The following is a 15,442-nucleotide window of genomic DNA, read 5'->3' as shown; positions in this document are numbered from 1 at the left end:
CCCGTGCGCGGGGGGCCGCTCTCCTCGTGTTCCGGGCCCCGCTCGTGTGCGTGCCCCGCCCGTGTCCCGTGCCGGGCCTACCGGCCGCAGGCCGCCACCACGCGGTCGGCGGCCTCGGCGGCCGGGATCTCCTCCTTGACGCCGGTGGCCCGGTCGCGCAGCTCCACCACGCCCTGGGAGAGGCCGCGGCCGACGATCAGGATCGTCGGCATGCCGAGCAGCTCGGCGTCCTTGAACTTCACGCCCGGCGAGACGCCGGCCCGGTCGTCCACCAGGACGCGCAGGCCGCGGTCCCGGAGCTCCTCGGCGATCTCGACGGCCGCCTCGATCTGGCCGTCCTTGCCGGTGCCGACGATGTGCACGTCGGCGGGGGCGATCTCGCGCGGCCACAGCAGGCCGAGCTCGTCGTGGCGCTGCTCGACCAGCACCGCCACGGCCCGGGAGACGCCGATCCCGTAGGAGCCCATGGTGATGCGGATCGGCTTGCCGTCGGGGCCGAGGGCGTCGAGCCTGGCGGCGTCGGCGTACTTGCGTCCGAGCTGGAAGATGTGGCCGATCTCGATGCCGCGGTCGATGGACAGGCCCGAGCCGCAGACCGGGCAGGCGTCGCCCTCGCGGACCTCGGCGGCCTCGATGGTGCCGTCGGCGGTGAAGTCCCTACCGGCGACGACGTCCGCGGCGTGCTTGCCGGGCTCGTTGGCGCCGGTCACCCAGGCGGTGCCGTCGACCACGCGGGGGTCGACGAGGTAGCGGATGCCGAGGTCCGCCAGGACCTGCGGGCCGATGTAGCCGCGGACCAGGCCGGGGTGCCGGGCGAAGTCCTCGGCCTCGAAGATGGCGGGCTCGCCGGGGGCCAGGGAGGCCTCCAGCCGCTTGAAGTCGATCTCGCGGTCCCCGGGCACGCCGACGATCAGGGTCTCGGTCTTGCCCGAGCCGGGGACGGTCACCTTGACCACGACGTTCTTGAGCGTCTGGGCGGCGGTGATGCCCAGGCCGTGGTGGGTGTTGACGTGCTCGACCAGCGACTCGATCGTCGGGGTGCCGGGGGTGTCGAGCACCCGCATGGCGGGCCGCTCGCCGGTGTTCTCCACCGCCGGGGCGGGGGTGACGACCGCCTCGGCGTTGGCCGCGTACCCGCAGGTGTGACAGGCCACGAAGGTGTCCTCGCCGGTCTCGGCGGGGGCGAGGAACTCCTCCGAGGCCGACCCGCCCATCGCGCCGGAGGTGGCGAAGCAGATCTTGTACGTGATGCCGAGCCGGTCGAAGGTCGCGATGTAGGCCTCGCGGTGGCGCTCGTAGGAGCGCTTGAGACCCTCGTCGTCGAGGTCGAAGGAGTAGGAGTCCTTCATGACGAACTCCCGGCCGCGCAGGATGCCGGCGCGGGGGCGGGCCTCGTCGCGGTACTTCGTCTGGATCTGGTAGAGGGTCACCGGGTAGTCCTTGTAGGAGGAGTACTCCCCCTTGACCATGTCGGTGAACATCTCCTCGTGGGTGGGGCCGAGCAGGTAGTCGGCGCCCTTGCGGTCCTTGAGGCGGAAGAGCGTGTCGCCGTACTCGGTCCAGCGGCCGGTGGCCTCGTAGTACTCGCGGGGAAGCAGCGCGGGGAAGAGGACCTCCTGCCCGCCCATCCGGTTCATCTCCTCGCGCACGACGCGGCCGACGTTCTCCAGCACCATCTTGCCGAGCGGCAGCCAGGAGTAGACGCCCGGCGCGACGCGGCGGACGTACCCGGCGCGGACGAGCAGCTTGTGGCTCGGGACTTCCGCGTCTGCCGGGTCGTCCCTCAGCGTCCGGAGAAACAGCGACGACATGCGCAGCAGCACGACTACTCCTAGTCAACGGGAATCGGTGTCCTCCAAGGCTATCGAGAACCGCAAGCCCATTGTCGGCCCTCGGCGGCCTCCGGGGCCGCGCCCGGCGTCCGCGGCCCCGCGGCGGCCCTTCGCGGGCCGTCGCGGGTCCACCGCGAGGACCGCGGGGAGGCCCCGCTGCGGGCCGGTCGCGGACCCGCCGCGGGGCCGGTCGCGAGTTCGGCGCGGGCCCCGGCGGGAGGCACCCGGAGATCGGCTCAGAGGCCGGCGAGGAAGACGAAGTACGAGGCCCCGACGGTCAGCGCGACCGCGCCGGAGCAGATCCGGTCGCAGCCGCGGCCCAGGGAGACGATCATGCCCGCCGCCAGGAGCACCGTGACCAGGGCGCCCCACGGCCAGAAGCCCGGCACGTGCTCGGCCCCGCCGGGCACCACCCTGTCGATGCCGCCGAGCAGGACCATCCCGGCCGCCCCGCCCGCCGCCAGGTCCCCCCAGCGGTCGTGACGTCTGGCCAGGTGGGACAGGACGCCGACGGCAACGAGGTTCGCGATCGTGAGGTTCATCGCGGTGCCCCCGGTGCCGAGGTTCGTCGGCCAGGCCCCGGACGTGAAGCCGCTGGCCAGCAGCGTCGACAGGACCGTCCCGAACGTGGCCAGCACGCTGGAGAGCACCGCCCACCCGAGGCCGGCGGCGGTCCGCCCCAGGACGACGACGAGCAGGACGTACGCGCCGGGTTCGTAAAGGACGGACAGCAGCGCGGACCCGGAGGACAGCAGCGCCCCGACGCCACCGAGCGACATCCCCGCGAAGAGCGACAGGACGATGTGCCGGAGAATGGCGCGATCCCGGCGGTCCCCCGCGACGAAGTCAAGGGTGTAGTTATGTTCAACCAAAGCCACTGATCCCCCGATCGCATTTGCTCGTGGCCATGGGAAGTATATCTGACCTGCGATAACACATAGGACTGGGCAAGTTCCGCAAAGCAAGCGAGCGCTTGGTTATGCTGTTCTCGTGACCCTTTCCCCGCACTCCTCGCTCTGCCTCTCGCAGGAGCAGTCAGAACTCCGCGACGCCGTCCGCGCCTTTCTCACCCGGCTCCCGGACGCCCCCTGGAGCCGGTTCGCCGCCGAGCTGGGCGTGGCGGGCCTGGCCGTCCCCGAGGAGTACGGCGGGGCCGGGTGCGGCCCGGCGGAGACGGCCGTGGTCTGCGAGGAGCTGGGCCGCGCCCTGTCCCCCCACCCCTACCTGCAGACCGCGGTGCTGGCCGTGGAGGCGATCACGGCGACCGGCGACGCCGCGGCCATGGCCCGGCTGCTCCCTCCCCTGGCCGACGGCTCCCTCACCGCGACCGTGCTGCTCCCCGGCGACGCCGAGCTGACCCTGGACGGCGACCGGCTGACCGGGACCGCCCGGGGGGTCCTGCCGGGAGAGCTGGTGCTCGCCCTCGTCGGCGGCACGCTGGTCGAGGCCGCCCCCTCCTCGCGCACGCCCCTGCCCACCCTCGACCAGACCCGGCCGCTCACGGCCCTCGCCTTCGACGCCGTTCCCGCCGTACGGCTGGGGGGCGGCACGCCTGACCGGATCCGTGACGCGGGCGTCGCGGCCCTGGCCTCCGAGCAGGTGGGCGGGGCCGCCGCCTGCCTGGAGGCGGCGGTCTCCCACGCCCGGCAGCGCCACCAGTTCGGCCGCGCGATCGGCTCCTTCCAGGCCGTCAAGCACAAGCTGGCCGACATGCTCCTGCTCGTCGAGTCGGCCCGCTCCGCCGCGCTGGCCGCCGCGCGGGCCCCCGCCCCGCGGCTCGGTGTCCTGGCCGCCGTGGCCGGCTCCTACTGCGGCGAGGCCTACCTGGGCGCCGCGGCCGAGAACATCCAGATCCACGGCGGCACCGGCATCACCTGGGAGCACCCGGCGCACCGCTACTTCAAGCGGGCCACCTGCGACGCCTGGCTCTTCGGACCGCCCCAGGCGCACCGCGCCCGGCTGGCGAGCGCCGCGGGCCTGTGACCGGGCATCGGCTTGTTGACGCCCCACCGTGCTGGTAATCTCGCCAAGCGAGCGCTTGGTTAAGTGAAGGGTCGCGGGCAGGGGTCGGATGGACACGACGGAGGCGCGGATGACGTCCCTACGGATCAGCCTGGGATACGAGCTGGAGGTCCGCGGGCGCTCCCGCGAGGTCGAGCAGCGGGCGTTCCAGAACGTGATCGACCAGGTGGTCCTCGGCGACCGGCTGGGGTTCGACACCGCGTGGTTCGTCGAGCACCACTTCACCCGCGGCTTCTCCCACTCCTCCGCCCCCGACCTGGTGCTGGCCGCCGTCTCCCAGCGCACCGAGCGGATCCACCTCGGCCTGGGCGTGGTGCTGCTGCCCTTCCAGTCGCCCATCCGCACGGCCGAGCGCGTCGCGACCCTGGACGTCATCTCCGGCGGCCGGGTGGAGTTCGGCACCGGCCGGGGCGCGTCCCCCCTGGAGTACCAGGCGTTCCGGAAGCCCTTCGAGCAGTCCCGGCGGATCTGGGAGGACTCGCTGGAGGCCACCCTGGCCATCTGGAACGCCGACGGCGAGCCGGTCAGCCGGTCGAACGAGTTCTTCGAGATCCCCGACGTCGCGGTCTACCCCCGCCCGGTCCAGGTCCCGCACCCGCCGGTCTGGGTGGCCTCCACCTCCCTGGAGGGCTATCTGGCCGCCGCCAGGCACGGCTACAACCTGCTGGGCATGACGATGCTCAAGGGCATCGACGACGTCGCCGAGGACATCGCGAGCTACCGGCGCTGCCTGGAGGAGAACGGCTTCGACCCGGACACCCGGCGGGTCGCGCTGATGATCCCGTGGTTCGTCGCCGAGACCAGGCAGCGGGCCTTCGAGCTCGCCGCCGACCCGGTCCTGTGGTACATCCGGCGCCAGGTCAACCTGGTCACCCCGCCCGACTACTACGACGCCCGCCACGCCACCCACAAGGTCCTGGGGCAGCTCGCGGCCGGGATGCCGCCCGAGGAGGCGATGGCCACGCTCCGCGAGCACCACATGGTCGTGGTGGACGACGTGGAGGGCTCCCGCAAGGCGGCCGAGCGCGTCGCCGAGGCCGGGGCCACCGACCTGATCCTCCAGGCGCAGGTGGGCGGCCTGGCCCACGAGCACGTCTGCGCGTCGATGAACCTCTTCATGACCGAGGTGATCCGTTGACCACCGTCCCGGACGAGCCCACGGCCTGGCGGACGAGGGACGACCTCGCCGCCTCGGCCCGTACCGCGACCGGGCTGCTGCTGGTCTCCGCCGACGCCGGCAGCGTGGTGCCCGCCGACCCGGACGCCCTGACGGCGGCCTACGCCGCCGCGCTGGAGGCGGCGGGCGTGGGCGGCCGGGACCGGGTGGTGGCGGCGCTGTCGGGCGACGGCGAGCTGGCCGGCGCGCAGTGGGCGCGGGCCGCCGCCGGGGTCGCCGCGGCGGGCGCGTCGGTCGGGCCCCGGGGCAGGCTCAGGCTGCACCACGCGCTGGAGTCGCTGGCCGCCACGACACTGGTGATCACGCCGACCGGCGCCATGGACCTACTGGCCCGGCTGCACCTGGAGTTCCTGCTCGACCCGCTGGACCTGGGCCTGCGGCATGTCGTCCTGACCGGGGAGATCGCCTCGCGCCGAACGATGTCCCACCTGGCGACGGAGTTCGGCGCGCGGGTGACGGAGGTCCACTGCTCGCCGTTCACCGCGGCGCCGCTGGGCTGGCGTTCCTCGGAGGAGGAGCCGCTGACCCTGCTCGTGCCCGGCTCCGTGGCCCTGGCCCCGCCGGACAAGGACGAACTGCTCGCCCCGCCGTACGCCGAGGGGCCGGTCGAGCTGGTCGTCGCCGGCGCGCGGCCCGGCGAGGTGGTGCGCACCGGCCAGGTGGCCCGGACGACCGGCGGGGACGCGATCCCGGCCCCCGCGCACACCGTCGGCGACCACGTGCTGGTACGCGGCGTGTGGGTGTCGCTGAACCGGATCCAGCGGGCGCTCGGCAGGATCGACGGGGTCTCCGGCTGGGAGCTGGGCGTGTCACGGCCGGGCACGCTCGACGTCGCCGTCCTGACGGTGACGTTCGGCAGGGAGAGCCTGGTCGGCAACCCCATGTGGAAGGCCCGCGTCCAGCAGGCGCTCAAGGCGCTCACCCCGGTCACCGTCGCCGTCGAGATCTCCGGCCGTGTCTCGGAGGCGGCCACCCCCGGCGTCGTGAACGACGCCCGGGGTCACCACCTGGGCAGGGACCGCACGGCCGTCCCCCGCTGACCCCGCGAAGGGCTGACCCGCGAAAGGCGCGACCGGCATGGAAGTACCCGACTGGCGGACGATCCCCCGCATGCTCCGCGACCTGTCCCGCGACCACCCCTCGGACGTCGTCGTGGACGACGGCGAGGTCCGGCTGACCCTCGCCGAGCTGCGCGACCGGGCGGGCCGGGTCGCCCGGGGCCTGATCGCGCTGGGCGTGCTGCCCGGCGACCGGGTCGCCGTGTGGGGCCCGAACGACGCCTCCTGGGTCGTCGCCGCGTTCGGCGTCTGGGACGCCGGGGCGGTGCTCGTGCCGCTGTCGTCGCGCTACAAGGGCATCGAGGCCGCCGCGACGCTCCGCTCCACCGGGACGAGCGTGCTGATCGTCGGTCACGGCCACGACGGCGTGGTCCTCGCCGACCTGCTGGCCGAGGCCGCGGGAGGGACGGCCGCCGGGCTGCCCTTCGCCGACCTGCCGGACCTGCGGCACGCGATCGTGCCCGAGGACCTGGAGCGGCCGGGATCGGCCCGGCCCTCCCAGGTGCTCGCGGCCGGCTCCGGGGTCACCCTCGCGGAGGCGGAGGAGCGCGCGCTGGCCGTTCGGCCGGACGACCTGTGCGAGATCATCTCGACCTCGGGCACCACGGGGACGCCCAAGGGCGTGATGCTCGAACACGCGCCGATGCTGCGCGGGTACTGGGACTGGGCGGAGATCGTCACGCTCGGCCCCGGGGACCGCTACCCGGTGATCGCCCCGTTCGCGCACGGCTTCGGTCTCAACGCCGGGCTATTGGCCTCGGTCATGCGCAGGGCCACGATGATGCCGATCGGGGCGTTCGGCCCCGAGCTGCTGGAGGACCTGATCCACGACGGCGGGATCACGATCCTGGCCGGGCCGCCGACGTTGTTCCACCGGCTCCTTCAGGAGACCGAGATCGGCGAGCACTCGCTGCGGGTGGCGATCTGCGGGGCCGCCTCGGTCCCCTCCGAGCTGGTCCGCAGGCTGCTGGAGCGGCTCGGCCTGGAACGCATGATCAACGCGTACGGGCTGATGGAGGGCACGGTCGTCTCCATGACCAGGGCGGACGACCCGCCCGAGGTCATCGCCTCCACCACCGGGCGCCCCGTACCGGGCGTGGAGGTAATGATCGTCGACGACGAGGGCCGGTCGGTGCCGCGCGGCGGGCGCGGGGAGGTGCTCGTCCGCGGGTACGGGGTGATGCGCGGCTACTGGGGCGACCCGGGCAGGACGGCCGAGGTGATCAGGGACGGCTGGCTGCACACCGGCGACGTCGGCGTCCTCGACGCCCGCGGTGACCTCGCGATCGTGGACCGCAAGAAGGAGCTCTTCATCACCGGGGGCTTCAACGTCTCCCCCGCCGAGGTGGAGGGGCTCCTGCTGCGGGAGGGCTCGCTGTCGCAGGCGGCGGTGGTCGGGGTGCCCGACGAGCGGATGGGCGAGGTCGGCTGCGCCTTCGTCGTCCCCAGGCAGGGCGTGGCCGCCGAACCGGAGAGGATCATCGCCTGGGCCCGGGACAACATGTCCAACTACAAGGTGCCCAGGCGGGTGGTCGTGGTCGGCTCCCTGCCCGTCAACGCCAACGGGAAGGTCGACAAGCGGGTCCTGCGCGCGCGAGCCTGGCAGGTGCCCGCTCGCTGATACAGAATCGAGCGGAGATCGCGTTCACGACGGCCGGCGCCCTGGGAGACGACATGTCACTGCGAGTCGCGGTTGTAGGGTCAGGGCCCGCCGGGATCTACACGGCCGAGGCGCTGACGAAGCAGGCGGCCGTACCCCTCGAGGTGGACGTGCTGGAACGGCTGCCGACGCCGTACGGGCTGGTCCGGTACGGCGTGGCCCCCGACCACACCTCGATCAAGTCGATCGCCGGTTACCTGCGCGGCGTGCTGGAACTGCCGCAGGTGCGCTTCCTCGGCGGCGTCGAGCTCGGCAAGGACGTCGAGGTCGCCGACCTGCTCGACTGCTACGACGCGGTGGTCTACTGCACCGGCGCGATGCTGGACAGGCGGATGGGCATCCCCGGCGAGGACCTGCCGGGCAGCGTGGCCGCCACCGACTTCGTCAACTGGTACTGCGGCCACCCCGACATGCCCGCCGACCGGTTCGTCCTGGACAGCCCCGAGGTCGCGGTGATCGGCGTGGGCAACGTGGCCGTCGACGTGGTGCGCGTCCTGGCCAAGACCGCCGACGAGCTGCGCGCCACCGACGTCCCCGAGGACGTGCTGACCCGGCTGGCCGCCAGCGAGGTGAAGGTCGTCCACATGATCGGCCGTCGCGGGCCCGAGCACGCCAAGTTCACCCTGAAGGAGCTCAGGGAGCTGGGCGAGCTCGCCAACGCGGACGTGCGGGTGCGACGCGAGGAGTGCGCCGCCGACGTCTCGGCCGCGTCCCGGCAGATCCGCGGGAACGTCGAGGTGCTGCAGAGCTGGGCGGCCCGCGGCCTGACGGGCCGTCCCCGGCGGCTGGAGGTGCGGTTCTGGATGCGCCCGGTGGAGATCCTCGGCGAGGGGCGGGTGGAGGCGCTCAGGCTGGAGCGGACCCGGCTGGTGGACGGCCGGGTGACCGGCACCGGCGAGTTCGAGACCCTCCCGGTGGGCATGGTGCTGCGCTCGGTCGGCTACCGGAGCGTCCCGCTGCCCGGCGTCCCCTTCTCCGAGGCCACCATGACCGTGCCGAACGAGGCCGGCCGGGTGCGCGACCGCGAGTACGTGGCGGGCTGGCTCAAGCGCGGCCCGACCGGTGTGATCGGCACCAACAAGTCCGACGCCGCCGAGACGGTCCGCACCCTGCTGGCCGACCTGTCCGGCCGCGAACCGGCACGCCGGGCGGACCTGGACGACCTGCTGGCCGCCCGCGGGATCTCACCGGTCACCTACGAGCACTGGCTCTCCATCGAGGCGGCCGAGATCGCCCTGGCCAGGTCGCTCGACCGGGGCGAGCGGGTCAAGCTCCTCGGGCTGGCAGCCATGCGCACCGCGTACGACCGCTGAGGAACCGCCATGCGCACCGTGTACGGCCGCTGAGGCCGCCTCCGGCGCGGGCCGGCGGTGATCCCCGCTGCGGGCAGCCGGCCGCGGGCGGCTAGGGTGCGTCCGGACCGGCACCGCCGGCCCTGACGGTACGAGCAGGAGGAGCACCGGCATGCGCGTCACGCTCGCCGACCCGTCCGCCCTGATCCCGGGCTTCGGGCGGGTCCACCGTGAGCAGTCCACGCTGTACCCGTACCGGCCGGCGGGCTGGCAACCGGTGCACACCGTCTACGTCCCGGCCGACCGGTTCGGCGCCGGGACGGTGCGCGCCTGGGGCGCGGCGGCGCTGGAGCTGTTCGGCCGGCACCTGCCGGAGGGCGAGCTGGCGGCGATCCTCGCCCCGGTCCTCGCCCCCGTCCCCGGCACGGGTCCCGGGACCGCCGTCACGGTTCCGGACGCGGCCGCGGACGTCGTCGGGGCCGTGCACGCCCGGGTGGCCGCGAAGCTGGAGCGGGAGCCCGTCGAGGACCTGAGGATCGACTTCGAGGACGGCTACGGGGTGCGTCCCGGCGAGGAGGACGGCCACGCCTCCGCCGCCGCCGGGGCGATCGCGTCCATGTACGCCGACGGGACGCTCCCCCGCCGCTGGGGGGTGCGGGTGAAGTCGTTCGCCGACGGTGACCCGGTCCGCGCCGTCAGGACGCTGGACGGCCTCCTCACCGGCGTCGTGGAGCGGGCCGGGCACCTGCCGGAGGGGTTCGTCGTCACCTTCCCCAAGGTCTTGATGAGGGCGTACCTGCACCAGTTCGCCGACTGCCTGGAGGCGCTGGAGGACGGGCTCGGCCTGGGGCGGGGCAGGTTGCGGTTCGAGATCCAGGTGGAGGCGCCGCAGACCGTACGGTTCCTCGACGCGGAGCTGGTCGCCTCCCTCGGGGGCAGGCTGGCCGCGGCGCACTTCGGCGTCTTCGACTACACCGCGAGCTGCGGCCTGCCCCCGCACGAGCAGCGGCTGGACCACCCGGCCTGCGACCACGCCCGGCACGTCATGCAGACCGTCTTCTCCGGGACCGGGGTGGAGCTCTCGGACGGCTCGCTGGCCGCCGCCCCCGCCTCGGACGACGGCCGGGCGGTACGCGATCTGTGGCGGCGCCACGCGCGGCTGGTCGGGCACTCCCTGGCGCACGGTTTCCCCCAGGGCTGGGACATGCACCCCTCCCACCTGGTCAGCCGGTACGCCGCGGTCTACGCCTTCCACCTGTCCCGCTACGGGGAGTACACCCACCGGGTACGGGCCTGGGAGGAGCGGCGGGACGCCGGTGGGGGCGTGATGGACGAGCCCGCCACGATCGGGACGATGGCCGCCGCCCTCCGCCGCGCCGACCTGGCCCTGGGCGACCCCCCGCTCCCGGACTCGGGCTGACCCCGCCGGGGACCGGCCGTGAATCGGCCCTGGACCGGCCCTGGACCGAACGAGGGCTCAGTCGATCATGGCGCGCCACTCGCGGACCCTGCGGACCTCGACCGGGTCCAGCCAGGAGGCCCGCACGGCGCTGCCGACGTGGAAGGCGCGCACGCCGTACTCGAGCAGCGTCCTGACGTAGCGCGGGCGCAGCCCGCCGCCCGCCATGATCAGCGGGCCGTCGCCGGCCTCGCACCGGGTCTTGATCGCCGAGAGGCCGTACCCGATGCCGCCGGGAGCGCCCGCGGTGAGGACGGTGGCGAGGTTGGGCAGCAGGCGGACCGCACGCCAGCTCGCCTGGGTGTCGGCGGCGTGGTCCACCGCCCGGTGGAAGGTCCAGGGCAGCGGCGCCACCGCGTGGATGAGCGCCTCCGTGGCGGCCAGGTCGACCGCCCCGGCCTGGTCGAGGAAGCCGAACACGAACCCGGCCGCGCCCGCGTCGGCGAGGGCCCTGGCCTCACGGCTCAGGGCCTTCAGCGACTCGGGCGTGGCCAGGAACGAGGCCTCGCCGCGCAACATCACCATCTGCGGCAGAGCGGACTCCTTGGCGATCGCCGCGACCGTCTCCGCCGCCGGGGTGAGCCCGTCCGAGGCCATGTCCGCGACGACCTCCAGACGGTCGGCGCCGCCGGCTTCGGCCGCGACGGCGTCACGCACGTTGAGCGTGATCACCTCAAGCAAGGATCCGGTCATGAATGGAGGCTATCCGATGGCTTTGTCCTGGGATCGCCCTGGTTCAGACATGCTCGGGGACGGGCACCCCGCGACGGTCCGAGAAGGGCAGCCCGAGACCGGAGGCGTTGCCACGCAGACCCCCCGATCGCTGGAACAGGGCGCCGGACGCGCGATGCGGCAGGTCGACCGTGCGGAGGTGCGTGAAGCGCTGCCCCCGATAGTAGTCCTGCAGCCCCGCGTTGTCCTTGGAGCAGTCAAGACGGAGCCATCTTTTTCCCATGGACAGCACCCGCAGGCCCGCCCAGTCCAGGAGCGCCTCTCCGAGCCCCCTGCCGGAGTGGCCGCGCGCCACCGCCAGCTTGTGGACGTAGAGCGCCGCCCCCGGGTCGTCGGCGGGAGTCCAGAACTCCGGGTCGGCGTGGCCGTCCAGGGCGAGGGTGGCGGCGGGCCCGTCCTGTCCCTCCAGCAGGTACAGGGTCCCCTCGTCGATCAGGGGGGTGATGCGCCCGGCGGGGAAGCCCCCCGCGGGCCACTGCCGCACGCCGCGGCGGTTCAGCCAGGCGGCGGTCTCGGCGAGGAGCGCGAGCACCCCGTCGAGGTCGCCGTCGGTGGCCCGGCGCAGTGTGAGCGGACGCGCGGTGGTGAGACCGGCGGTGTTCGAGTGCATGATTCTTCCCTTCGTTGCGATCGGTACACGGGTTGACACGGAGCGTGTCCGCATGACGGCGCACGGCGTCCGTGCCGCGCTAGGCGAATGCCTAGGGGCTTGAGGCGGGCGGCGGGGTCCCGCGGCGTGAACGGGTCCCGGGAGAGGCGGGGGCCGGGTGTGACGGCGGACCCGGAAAGCGCGGGGGGACCGGGCGGGACGCGAGGAGGGAGAGGAGTCCGGACAGGGGCGGGCGGCCCCCTGCCGCCCGGCGGACGCGTCCCGGTGAACACCCGCGTCGCGGGCGGAGCCGGGGACGGCCCGTCAGGGCGGTCACGGAGACGTCAACGGCTTTCCAGCTCGTACCTGATCAGGTGCTTGTCCGCCGGCAGGACCGAGACCGCCACCCGCACGGGGGTGTTCTCCTCGTCGTAGCCGACCCGGACGTAGACGACGACCGGCGTGCCGAGCTGGAGCTGGAGCCGCTCGGTCTCGGCGCTGTTGGGCATCCGCGCCCAGATGTCGTCCACCACCCGCACCTGCCGGTGGCCGAGCTCCTCCAGGACCTTGTTGGCCCCCCGCATGATGTCGCCGGGCCGGGCGATCTCCGAGTCCGCGACCAGCGCGAGCGGGAAGTAGGAGTCGTTGGTGTTGTACGGCTGCCCGTCCACGAAACGCAGCCGGCGGCGGACCACGGCGAGCTCCTCGTCGGCGAGCTCCAGCCTGCTGGCGATCTCCTCGGCCGGCTCCACGATCGAGACCTCGATCTCCTGGCTGGGCAGGCGCCCCTCCTGGGAGACGGCCCAGGCGAAGGCCTCCCGGTACTCCCCGGCCTGCCGCCCCCGCTCGGGCCGGGGCTGGAGCTCGCGCTGGGGGTGCATGAGCAGCGGGCGGCGCTCCCGCACCACGGTCCCCCGGCGCGGGGTGCGGGTGACCAGGCCCTCGTTCACCAGCTCGCCGAGGGCCAGCCGTACGGTGTTGCGGCTCACCTGGTGGACGGTCATGAGTTCCGCCTCGGTCGGCAGCTGATCCCCTGGGCCGAGCGCACCGGAGTAGATGGTCCTCCGGAGGTCGGAGGCCACCAGTTGATACAGCGTTGACCGCGCCATTAAGTCCCCTTTGTGCCAACAAAACTAGACGATCTGGTTCTAGCGGGGAACAGCCCCTTGACCCAACCTCCCATTACCCGCATCATCCAATCGTTGGTACAAATCCATCGAAAGGTCAGCGAGGGGGTGGAGGCCGATGCTGTCGGTCCACGCGGGTACGCCGTATCTGCCCTGGCGCGATCCCCGCGAGGCGACTCGTCTCCTGCGCTACGCGTTGCATCGTCAGGGATTCACGCACACGTACCAGAGCAACGCCAGCGGGATGTCCGTGCTCTCGGTGCTGACCGACCTGACCGTCTGGTGCAAGAACGGGATGTTCGTCTGGAACGAGGACGGCTGCGAGTCGTCCCATCCGGCGGACGACCCGGTGGGTGCGGCCCGGCTCATCTCACGGCACTACCGGTCGCCCGCTCCCGACGACGACCTCGTGGAACTCGCGGAGAGGGAGGCGGACCCCGCGGCCCGCGCCTTCACCGCCACGTACTCCGAGCGCGACTAGCGGCCGAGGACCCCATCCCTCGCCGGGGTCCTCGGCCGCCGCGCCGGAGCGGAACGCGTCCTGGCGGGTCCCCCACGCCCGCCAGGGCGCGCTTCCCCTCTCGGGAGGCGCACCGGGCGGGCAGGGGCCCGCCGGGACGCGTCTGCACGCGCCCGGACCGCCCCGTCCCGCCTCCCGGCCCTCGGCTCGTCCCGCCCCCGGACCCGGTTCAGTCGAGGGGGCACCAGTCGATCAGCGCGAACTCCTCGTCCACCCCGGTGAGACACGCCCGGACGGGCATGCCGTCGGCCGGGGGTTCCTGGGACCGCCAGTTGCCGTACATCACGCACTCGGGCGCCTCGTCCAGGCGGACCCGCACCACCACGTACGGCTCGGCCGCCCCGGCCAGGAACGGCTGGTGGCTGACGATCCAGCTCTCCACCCGGCCGACGGGGGTGATCGGCTCCCAGCGCCAGCCGCGGGTCCTGCACCGGTGGCAGTAGGCGCGGGCGGGGAACCGCACCGTGGCGCAGGAGTCGCACCGCTGGAGCACGAACTCCCCGCGGGCGACCCGCTCCCACCACTGCGACGAGTCGCGGTCGGTCACGGGACGCATCGCCCGGTCCTTTCGCGGGGTGCGGGCCCCCGGCCCGCCGGGCGGCAGACGACCGCTCGGACCAGGAGGCATCGTTCAGCCCTTCCTCAGGACGAGGGCCGAGGTGGCGGGCAGGACGTAGCCGGGCTGGGCGGTCGAGAGGGCCACCTCGGCCCCGCGTACCTGCCTGTCGCCGGCGTCCCCGCGCAACTGCGAGACAGCCTCGGCGATGTGGTTGATGCCGTGCACGTACCCCTCCGACAGGAACCCGCCGTGCGTGTTCACCGGCAGCTCGCCGCCGGGCCCGACGGCGCCCGAGGCGACGTACGGGCCGCCCTCCCCCTTGGCGCAGAAGCCGTAGTCCTCCAGTTGCACGATCACCGAGTAGGTGAAGCAGTCGTAGATCTCGGCCACGTCGATGTCGGCGGGTCCCACGCCCGCCTGGCGGTACAGGCGCGGAGCCAGCTCGGCCGCGCTCGTCGTGGTGGTGTCGGACCGGCCTCCGGACAGGAAGGAGTCGCCGCCGCCCCACGCGGCGGCCGAGATGAGCACCGGCGGCCTGCGCAGGTCCGCGGCGCGCTCGGCGCTCGTGACGACGAGCGCGCAGGCGCCGTCGGTCTCCAGGCAGCAGTCGAGCAGCCGGAACGGCTCGGCGATCCACCGCCCGGCCAGGTAGTCGTCCAGCGTGATCGGGGTGCGCATCAGCGCGCGGGGGTTCATGACCGCGTTGGCACGCTGGATCACCGCCAGCCGCCCGAAGTGCTCGGGGAGCGTGCCGTACCTCGACATGTGGGCGCGGGCGAACATCGCGTACTGCTGCGGGGGCGCCACGTAGCCGTAGGGCGCCTGGTACTGGACCTCCGGGCTGACCGGCAGCGCCCGGCCGGTCCCGCCCATCCGGAACTCCGAGCGCGCGTTGATCGCCCGGTAGCAGACGACGGTCTCGGCGACACCCGCCGCGACCGCCAGGGCGGCCTGGGCGACCACCGAGTGCGAGACGCTGCCCCCGCCGAACTGGTCGAGGTACCAGGACGGTTCGTGGATGCCGAGTGCCGGGCCGACCAGGCCGGGTGCCGCCGAGTCGCCGACCCGGTGGGTGGCGACGCCGTCGACGTCGTCGGCGCTCAGCCCGGCGTCGTCCAGCGCGGCCAGGACGGCCTCGCAGGCCAGGGTGAGGGTGCTGACCCCGGAGTTCCTGGAGAACCGGGTGTAGCCGACGCCGGCCACGGCCGTCCTGTCCCGGAACCCGCCCACGCGCACCCCCGTTCACAAGCAAGCGCTTGGCCAGAGGCTAGGCCGGGCGGATCGGGGGTGTCAACGCCGGCGGGAGCCGGACGCCCGCGCCCCGGGCAACCGGGACGGCGCAGGAGAGGGGGAGCGGAGGCGGCCGGGGACGGCGAGGGCGAGGGCGAGCGACCGGACGACCAGGAGGTCAGGGG

14 protein-coding genes are annotated in these 15,442 nt (G+C 73.6%); 7 read left to right on the top strand and 7 right to left on the bottom strand.

Annotated features, from left to right (window positions below; genetic code table 11):
• Positions 1 to 77 precede the first annotated feature (77 nt).
• Positions 78 to 1,823 (bottom strand): proline--tRNA ligase, encoded by a 1,746-nt coding sequence (locus AB0G16_RS14530; RefSeq protein ID WP_362804145.1) that lies wholly within the window; start codon positions 1,821 to 1,823, stop codon positions 78 to 80.
• A gap of 245 nt (positions 1,824 to 2,068) precedes the next feature.
• Positions 2,069 to 2,704, bottom strand: a complete 636-nt coding sequence (locus AB0G16_RS14525) for a hypothetical protein (protein ID WP_362804142.1) — start codon at positions 2,702 to 2,704, stop codon at positions 2,069 to 2,071.
• 118 nt (positions 2,705 to 2,822) lie between these two features.
• Between AB0G16_RS14525 and AB0G16_RS14520 the strand changes: the two genes are divergently transcribed.
• From AB0G16_RS14520 to AB0G16_RS14495, 6 genes are all read left to right on the top strand, one after another.
• Complete coding sequence (locus tag AB0G16_RS14520) at positions 2,823 to 3,815, top strand: acyl-CoA dehydrogenase family protein (protein WP_362804139.1); 993 nt, start codon at positions 2,823 to 2,825, stop codon at positions 3,813 to 3,815.
• Between the two features lie 109 nt (positions 3,816 to 3,924).
• Positions 3,925 to 4,992 carry an LLM class flavin-dependent oxidoreductase gene (locus tag AB0G16_RS14515; protein ID WP_362804136.1) on the top strand — a complete coding sequence of 356 codons (1,068 nt, stop codon included), beginning with the start codon at positions 3,925 to 3,927 and terminating at the stop codon, positions 4,990 to 4,992.
• Positions 4,989 to 6,071 (top strand): hypothetical protein, encoded by a 1,083-nt coding sequence (locus tag AB0G16_RS14510; RefSeq protein ID WP_362804133.1) that lies wholly within the window; start codon positions 4,989 to 4,991, stop codon positions 6,069 to 6,071. The genes AB0G16_RS14515 and AB0G16_RS14510 overlap by 4 nt, the downstream gene beginning before the upstream one ends.
• Before the next feature lie 37 nt (positions 6,072 to 6,108).
• Positions 6,109 to 7,710: an AMP-binding protein gene (locus AB0G16_RS14505; protein ID WP_362804130.1), complete on the top strand. Its 1,602-nt coding sequence runs from the start codon at positions 6,109 to 6,111 to the stop codon at positions 7,708 to 7,710.
• A gap of 53 nt (positions 7,711 to 7,763) precedes the next feature.
• Complete coding sequence (locus AB0G16_RS14500; protein ID WP_362804127.1) at positions 7,764 to 9,062, top strand: FAD-dependent oxidoreductase; 1,299 nt, start codon at positions 7,764 to 7,766, stop codon at positions 9,060 to 9,062.
• Between the two features lie 151 nt (positions 9,063 to 9,213).
• Positions 9,214 to 10,461: an aldolase gene (locus AB0G16_RS14495; protein WP_362804124.1), complete on the top strand. Its 1,248-nt coding sequence runs from the start codon at positions 9,214 to 9,216 to the stop codon at positions 10,459 to 10,461.
• Positions 10,462 to 10,518: 57 nt separating this feature from the next.
• Here the strand turns inward: AB0G16_RS14495 and AB0G16_RS14490 are convergent, their stop codons facing one another.
• The 3 genes from AB0G16_RS14490 to AB0G16_RS14480 form a co-directional block, all read right to left on the bottom strand.
• The gene (locus AB0G16_RS14490) at positions 10,519 to 11,193 is read right to left on the bottom strand and encodes a copper homeostasis protein CutC (protein ID WP_362804121.1); all 675 of its coding nucleotides are present in this window, start codon (positions 11,191 to 11,193) and stop codon (positions 10,519 to 10,521) included.
• A 43-nt stretch (positions 11,194 to 11,236) separates the two neighbouring features.
• The gene (locus AB0G16_RS14485; protein ID WP_362804118.1) at positions 11,237 to 11,842 is read right to left on the bottom strand and encodes a GNAT family N-acetyltransferase; all 606 of its coding nucleotides are present in this window, start codon (positions 11,840 to 11,842) and stop codon (positions 11,237 to 11,239) included.
• 323 nt (positions 11,843 to 12,165) lie between these two features.
• On the bottom strand, positions 12,166 to 12,930 hold the full coding sequence (locus AB0G16_RS14480) for a GntR family transcriptional regulator (RefSeq protein WP_362804115.1): 765 nt from the start codon (positions 12,928 to 12,930) through the stop codon (positions 12,166 to 12,168).
• A gap of 136 nt (positions 12,931 to 13,066) precedes the next feature.
• On the opposite strand from AB0G16_RS14480, the gene AB0G16_RS14475 reads away from it, so the two are divergent.
• Positions 13,067 to 13,429, top strand: a complete 363-nt coding sequence (locus AB0G16_RS14475; RefSeq protein WP_362804112.1) for a hypothetical protein — start codon at positions 13,067 to 13,069, stop codon at positions 13,427 to 13,429.
• A 208-nt stretch (positions 13,430 to 13,637) separates the two neighbouring features.
• On the opposite strand, the gene AB0G16_RS14470 is transcribed toward AB0G16_RS14475, so the two are convergent.
• Positions 13,638 to 14,024 (bottom strand): zinc ribbon domain-containing protein, encoded by a 387-nt coding sequence (locus AB0G16_RS14470; protein WP_362804109.1) that lies wholly within the window; start codon positions 14,022 to 14,024, stop codon positions 13,638 to 13,640.
• 75 nt (positions 14,025 to 14,099) lie between these two features.
• Complete coding sequence (locus AB0G16_RS14465; protein WP_362804106.1) at positions 14,100 to 15,257, bottom strand: acetyl-CoA acetyltransferase; 1,158 nt, start codon at positions 15,255 to 15,257, stop codon at positions 14,100 to 14,102.
• Positions 15,258 to 15,442: the final 185 nt, after the last annotated feature.

The organism is Streptosporangium sp. NPDC023615, from assembly GCF_040640155.1.
GTDB lineage: Bacteria > Actinomycetota > Actinomycetes > Streptosporangiales > Streptosporangiaceae > Streptosporangium.
Note: the sequence above shows the minus strand (reverse complement) of the source record. Positions and strands in the feature narration are given on the sequence as shown.